Source organism: Bacillus sp. JJ1503 (genome assembly GCF_036965125.1).
Lineage (GTDB): Bacteria > Bacillota > Bacilli > Bacillales > Cytobacillaceae > Cytobacillus.
The window spans coordinates 1-6,726 of the sequence record NZ_JBALOZ010000307.1; the positions used below are offsets into that span (position 1 = coordinate 1).

Annotated in this window: 6 protein-coding genes and 1 pseudogene; 6 read left to right on the plus strand and 1 reads right to left on the minus strand. The window is 37.0% G+C overall.

Going from position 1 to position 6,726, the window contains the following annotated elements; translation table 11 throughout:
- Positions 1-7: 7 nt before the first annotated feature.
- Together V7149_RS20890 and V7149_RS20895 are read left to right on the plus strand one after the other, a co-directional pair.
- A pseudogene (locus V7149_RS20890) lies at positions 8-451 on the plus strand (carboxymuconolactone decarboxylase family protein).
- 278 nt (positions 452-729) lie between these two features.
- A complete protein-coding gene (locus V7149_RS20895) occupies positions 730-1,923 on the plus strand; it encodes an MFS transporter (protein ID WP_335347522.1) in 1,194 nt (397 codons plus the stop codon).
- Positions 1,924-2,221: 298 nt separating this feature from the next.
- Here the strand turns inward: V7149_RS20895 and V7149_RS20900 are convergent, their stop codons facing one another.
- Entirely contained in the window at positions 2,222-2,572 is a 351-nt protein-coding gene (locus V7149_RS20900; protein ID WP_335347523.1) for a winged helix-turn-helix transcriptional regulator, read from the minus strand.
- Positions 2,573-2,850: 278 nt separating this feature from the next.
- Between V7149_RS20900 and V7149_RS20910 the strand changes: the two genes are divergently transcribed.
- The 4 genes from V7149_RS20910 (at position 2,851) to V7149_RS20925 (ending at position 6,619) form a co-directional block, all read left to right on the plus strand.
- Positions 2,851-3,897 (plus strand): LLM class flavin-dependent oxidoreductase, encoded by a 1,047-nt coding sequence (locus V7149_RS20910; protein ID WP_335347524.1) that lies wholly within the window; start codon positions 2,851-2,853, stop codon positions 3,895-3,897.
- 139 nt (positions 3,898-4,036) lie between these two features.
- The gene (locus V7149_RS20915) at positions 4,037-5,230 is read left to right on the plus strand and encodes an MFS transporter (RefSeq protein WP_335347525.1); all 1,194 of its coding nucleotides are present in this window, start codon (positions 4,037-4,039) and stop codon (positions 5,228-5,230) included.
- A 275-nt stretch (positions 5,231-5,505) separates the two neighbouring features.
- Positions 5,506-5,985, plus strand: a complete 480-nt coding sequence (locus V7149_RS20920; RefSeq protein WP_335347526.1) for a CBS domain-containing protein — start codon at positions 5,506-5,508, stop codon at positions 5,983-5,985.
- 406 nt (positions 5,986-6,391) lie between these two features.
- Positions 6,392-6,619 (plus strand): hypothetical protein, encoded by a 228-nt coding sequence (locus V7149_RS20925; RefSeq protein ID WP_335347527.1) that lies wholly within the window; start codon positions 6,392-6,394, stop codon positions 6,617-6,619.
- Positions 6,620-6,726 lie beyond the last annotated feature (107 nt).

A 6,726-nucleotide genomic window follows, 5' to 3' on the forward strand; every position in this document is an offset into this window, starting at 1 on the left:
AATTAAATTGGAACAACGAATTGATTATTACAATGTATCACCAGAAGCACTAAAAATAATGATGGAAATGGGGAAGTATACGAAAACAACAGGTATAGACCGTAAACTTCGTGAACTTATAAAAATTCGGGCATCTCAAATAAATGGTTGTGCATATTGTCTTAACATGCATACAGCTGATGCTAGAAGAATGGGTGAAACGGAACAACGATTATATTGAATTAGTGCCTGGAGAGAGTGCACATTTTACACAGATCCAGAAAAAGTGGCTCTTGAGTTAACAGAATACGTGACTTTAATCCCGACAAAACGTGTACCAGATAAGCTTTATCAACGAGTACGTGAACATTATGACGAGCGACAATATGTTGACCTTGTACTAATAATTAATCAAATCAACAGTTGGAATAGAATTTCTATTGCAATGGGGAATACAGCAACTGAAAAATAATTATTCTCAACGAACATCTTATGGGTGTTAGGCACAGTTTGTAGACAAAATGCATCCAAATAAAGTAACAGGGGCTTATCTCGAATGAGATTTAGGCATTGATATTCCATAATCGGGCGCTATCTTTGAACAAGGATAGGCGCTCATTTTCGGATTATCCTAATCCGTCTTTGGGCAAGGGAGTATTCTGTCAAAAAATGATAAAAATAACTAACAGCAAGTATTTAATATATCAAAACTTATATTTTTTAATATAGATGAATAATGGAGGAATTATATTGCTCAAGCCCAAATTATGGACAAAAAATTTTATTAGTATTTCAATAGCTAATTTTCTTACCTTTACAATATTTTATTATTTATTGGTTACTTTACCGATATATGCCTTGCAAGGACTAAATGGTAATGAAGCGGAAGTTGGGCTAATTGTTACAATTTTTTTAATTGCAGGTATCATTACTCGTCCATTCGCGGGCAAATGGATAGAAAGGATTGGAAAGTATCCTGTTTTTTTGACAGCTTTCTTAATAGTTTGTGGTTCATCTTTTTTTTATTTTATAACGCAATCGATCACTACACTACTTATTGTTCGCTTTTTCCATGGAATTGGATTTGGAATGGCAACTACAGCTACCGGAGCCATCGTAGCAGATCTCATCCCTGAATCACGAAAAGGGGAAGGGATGGGCTATTATGGACTAACACTCAATCTTGGTATGGTAATTGGACCTTTTTTAGGGTTAACTATTATGCATCACGGAGGAACAAATCTATTGTTCTTCATTAATGCTTTATTGGCACTAGTTGCTCTGATTGTCGCCTTATTTGTTCGGATTCCTAAAAACACTGTAACACAAGAAGTCAAAAAATTAGATTCAAGTAAAGGAATAAAGTCCTTATTTGAGGGTTCTGCTATTCCCGTTTCATTAATTTCTGGATTTTTTGCTTTGGCTTATTCTGGAATTATTTCTTTTATGTCTGTATATGCCAAAGAGATTGGTTTAGTTGAAGCAGCTAGTTATTTCTTTGTAGTGTATGCTATCATCCTGTTAATTTCGAGACCTTTTACCGGGAAATGGTTTGATCTTTATGGAGCAAATAAAATTATCTATCCGGCAATTTTCCTTTATGCTGTTGGAACATATTTTCTTAGCGCTTCAACATCATTACTATCATTTCTTCTTTCAGCGGCCCTTATTGGTTTAGGTTGGGGAACCATCTTTCCAAGTCTTCAAACAATCGCCATTCAAATTGCACCGGTTGAAAAAAGGGCATTGGCTACGGCTACATACCTATCAACATTTGATTTTGGATTTGGAATTGGTTCCTTTTTATTCGGTCTCGTAACAGTAAAAGTAGGCTATAGTTCATTATATTTTTATAGCACTTTCTTCATTCTAGCCGGAATCGGAGTTTATTATATACTTCATGGGAAGTTTCATCACACTGTAAAATACAGGAAAATCCAATGAAAGAAGTAGTAAATAGATTAGAATGAACCACTTTGGATGCTTTTCCATTTTCATGCTAATATAGTGCATGAAAATACCTCTTTTAATGTCATATCAAATCTTTTTATTAATTTCCAATTTGATAATCGCCTTTCTTATTACACATGAAAGATTGTGAAATATTGTACCTAAACTATCTGGGCAGTTTAGTTGAAGAATCGTCTGTAGCTCCTAGTCCACAATCGGGACATTTAATTGAGCAACACCTTTAAAGAAAATTAGATATTTAATAAAAAAACTGCCAATAAAGGCAGTTTTTTTATTTACTCACTTTTTCATTCATTTTTTGTCTTTTATGCAATTGATGCTTTGTTCCCCAGTCATGCATTGCGTGTAAGATTGGTTCCAAGCTCCTGCCGTATTCGGTAATCGAATATTCCACTTTAGGCGGAACCTGTGGATAGACAACACGCTGAATAATATCCTCGTTTTCCAACTCCCGTAATTGATTAGTCAGCATTTTTTGCGTGATTCCGGGCATTCTTCGTTTTAATTCACTGAATCTTTGAGTACCGTTCTTCAATAAATGCAATAAGATAATTGGTTTCCATTTCCCGACTAATATGCTTAAAGACTCTTCTACACGACAGAATTCTGGTTCTAGATTCATCCTAATTACCCCTTTAGTATCATTTTGTATACTATACCACTTTTAAGTGCGTACTTTTTAAAATGATTATTATGAGTAATAATAACATCATTCAAAGGAAATCTAAAAACATTTTGGATAAAGAGAATTAAAGGGGAGGACAAAAAGGTGGATATGAATACTGTCTTGCTACATTAGTTGTAGCAATTCCTATAGCTCTTACGGGGGCAGGACAATATTCACTGGATGCTATTTTATTTTAAGGAAAGATAATTATATAAATGAAAGAGGGTTGCCATATGAGCCAGACAAATCAAGAGAAGTTTGAATTTGGTATCTATACTTTTGGAGAAATAATTCCAGATCCTATTACTGGAAAAATCATTCCTGCAGAAGAACGCATTCAAAATATAATCGAGACAGCGAAGCTAGCCGATGAAGCAGGATTGGATATCTTTGGCTTAGGGGAACATCATCGTTTAGATTTTGCAGTTTCAGCTACACCTGTTGTATTAGCAGCGATTGCACATGCAACGAAAAATATTCGACTAGCCAGCGCTACAACCGTATTAGGTACAGCAGATCCTGTAAGAGTATTTGAAGACTTTTCGACAGTAGATTTAATTTCAGGAGGGCGTGCTGAAATCATAGCTGGTAGAGGAGCATTTATCGAATCGTTCCCTCTTTTTGGCTATGACTTAGATGATTATCATGAACTTTTTGAAGAGAAGCTACAACTGTTACAAGAATTAAATAATAATGAACGTGTTACATGGCAAGGGAAGTTTCGTTCGCCATTAAATAATAGCGAGATTGCACCTAGACCAAAACAAGATAAGATTCCTGTTTGGAGAGGAGTAGGAGGTACCCCTGCAAGTGCAGTTCGGGCTGGGCAGGCTGGGTTTGGAATGGCACTCGCTATTTTAGGAGGTAATCCTTTTTATGTAAAACCATTAGTAGAAGCCTATCGTCAGGCTGGGATTTCGGCAGGACATGCAGAAGAGGATTTAAAAATTGCAATCACAAGCCATGGCTATATTGGCAAGACTGCCGAACAGGCTGTTAATGAATTTTACCCATATTATTCTAATTATATTGGAACGATGATGAGAAGAAATATTCCTAAAGATCAAGTGGCAGCAGCTGTTTCTAAAAATGATGCACTTGCTGTTGGAGGTCCTGAAGAAATCGTTGAAAAAATTCTTTATCAGCACGAATTATTTGGTCATAATCGCTTTATTATGCAGCTTGATATTTGTCAGCCGTTATCCCAGATTGCAAGTGCGATTGAATTATTAGCTACTAAAGTAATGCCACTAGTAAGACGAGAATTGAAAAACAAATAAATAAATATTCCAGAATAGGTCGCTTTAATTAAGTAATGAAAGAGCCCAATTTCTTATTAATCTACGGTGAAGTTGGGCTTTACTATTGGTTTGAAATTTATAATAAGATCCTAAGATCTTGAAGGAGTTTGAAATTTTTATGAAAAAGAAATATATTTTAATGATAATCGCTTTATTTATTGCCTCATTGAACTTGCGTCCGGCAATTAATTCAATCGCACCATTGCTCGAAACGATTAGAACCAGCTTAGGAATGAACGCCTCCGTAGCGAGTTTGCTGACCTCGATTCCTGTTCTTTGTATGGGACTCTTCGCTCCTGTAGCCGTAAAGTTCAGCGGAAAATGGGGTATTGAGCGGGTATTAGGATGGTCGCTACTTGTCATCGGAGTTGGTACTGTTCTTAGGTTCTTCACGAATTCGGGCTCATTTTTGCTTATTACCGCTTTTATCGCGGGTATAGGAATTGCATTTGTAGGACCGCTTCTTCCTGGATTTATTAAGCGCCACTTTCCTAAGCATGTGCCTTCGATGATAGCGATATACACGGTTGCACTTACTCTGGGAGCAGCATTAAGCTCGAGCTTGATTGTGCCGATGCAGAATAGTATGAACTCTTGGCAGAGCGCGCTCGGTATATGGGCGGTAATCGCATTCGTCGCAGTGCTATTATGGTGGTTGTTCGTTATGCGGAATATTAGACCGCAAGATCATCCTACTTCAACCGGCACGAAGACGAGTATGCCATGGACAAATAAGAAAGCCTGGCTACTTACACTGACGTTCGGTTTGATGGCCATGCTATTCTATTCAGTCACAGCTTGGTTGCCACAGATTATTCAAGGGATGGGCTATAGTAAGTCCTACGCTGCAAGTGCGCTTACGATTTTCGTTGTTGTCCAGATTCCGGTAAGCTTTGTTCTGCCAATCATGCTTCGTAAATTCCCTTCACGTCGCCTTTGGCTAATGGTTGCAGCGCTGTCGGAACTCGTAGGGCTTGTGATGCTTGCGTCCTCCATTGCACCGTTGATTGCCACGATCTTTATTGGTGTAGGCGCCGGCGCATTGTTTTCTCTCAATCTACTACTGCCTTTGGACGCTACCGACAATCCACAGGAGGCGGCTGCTTGGTCGGCCATGACTCAATCAGCCGGCTATGTAATCGGGGCAACCGGCCCCCTTATTCTTGGCTGGATTCACGATGCGATGGATAGCTTCTCAACAGCAATAGCGGGGCTGATTGTGATTAACGTAGCGATGATGGGCTTGCAGATTGCCGCCACTACCATAAAAAGAAAACAACAATCGGAGAAATTAATGGCAATCAAAGAATAGTATAAGGCAACCTTATGGGACACAAATTTAGTGTTTTACGAAAAATCAGGTTTTTCTACTACTAGAAATTAAAACAGCATGTGTTTATAGATGGTCAGTTGATTAATAAACAACTATAAAAGGATTATGTAATAAAAGAGCAGCTGTTTCGATTATTTTTGCTGTGATTGCATTTTGTTATTGCTTCATTCTTAGCTTTGTATGCGCAAGAAATTAACCTTGTAAAAGCCGCTAGTACGTTCTTTATTCTTTATGCGGAAAGGAGAAAGGTCTACATGCAAGTACGCGATTTTATGATTCGAAAAGTAATTACAGCTAAGCATTCAACAACTGTCAAAGAATTAACTTCTATTTTAGAAACGAATCGAATTGGTGGTGTCCCAGTGGTTAATGATAAAGGAAATTTAGTGGGCATCGTTTCAGATGGGGATATCGTACGCTTTCTTTCCCCACATACAGAGACTTTTTATTTAGCTTACTATGTTACCTATTTAGAAGAAGCTCAAAAAATAGAAGATGTATTAAGAGAAAAAATGAATACCCCTATTGAGGAAATTATGGTTAAGAAAAATATTAAGACATTAGCACCCGATGATGACTTTGAAAGTGCCATTAGTTTAATATCCAAGCATCATTTTAAGAAGCTTCCTGTAGTGAATGGAGCAGGTAGAGTTATAGGGATTATAAGCCGTGGAGATATTATCCATAATTTATCAAAATCAATATTTAATGAAGAATCAGTCCAGGAACAATAGACTGAATACTCACCTGCACCCCATGTGTTGCCACATACACTCGGCGCATGTTGTATGCGGGGTCAGTTGATTAATAAACAACTATCAGAAAAGGAAATTACAAAATCGGCAGCCTAGGGAAAAGAAAGTCCTAGACTGCCGCTGTTTTATTGAACTATTGTTTTCCGTTTAACAATACGACCTAATTAAAGGTAAGTTGATATTCCACAATCGGGCGCGATTGTAGAGCAACACGGGTAGAAAATGATCAATCTTTTTTTTAATTGGATTCTTTTTACTAATTATAAAATAATGATTTGTAAGGTATTTTTGATCAAACTTTATTTCAAAGCAACAGCAGGCATGTCGTGGATTTCGTATTCCAAAATAAGCCAAGCAAACAAAAAGATGGATGGAGGAGGATATAATGAAAAAAATAAAAGCAGCTGTTTCGATTCTTTTTGCTGTGATTTCATTATGTTATTGCTTAGTGGTCTATAAAAAACAAAAAAATGAATTTTATATCATTTCATTTCTTCTATCAATCTTACTTAAACAAGCGTCAAATAGTCCCCACCTTCATAGAGGTCGGGACTTGATTTATTATTTAGGTAACTTGTTAAAGACGATACAAGTAACAGATAAGGTTTTTTGACCATGGCAGTAGTCGATCTATGGCTTAAGCATCTTCTACACGACATAATTCTGGTTCTAGATTCATCCTAATTACCCCTTTAGTATCTTTTTGTATACTATACCACT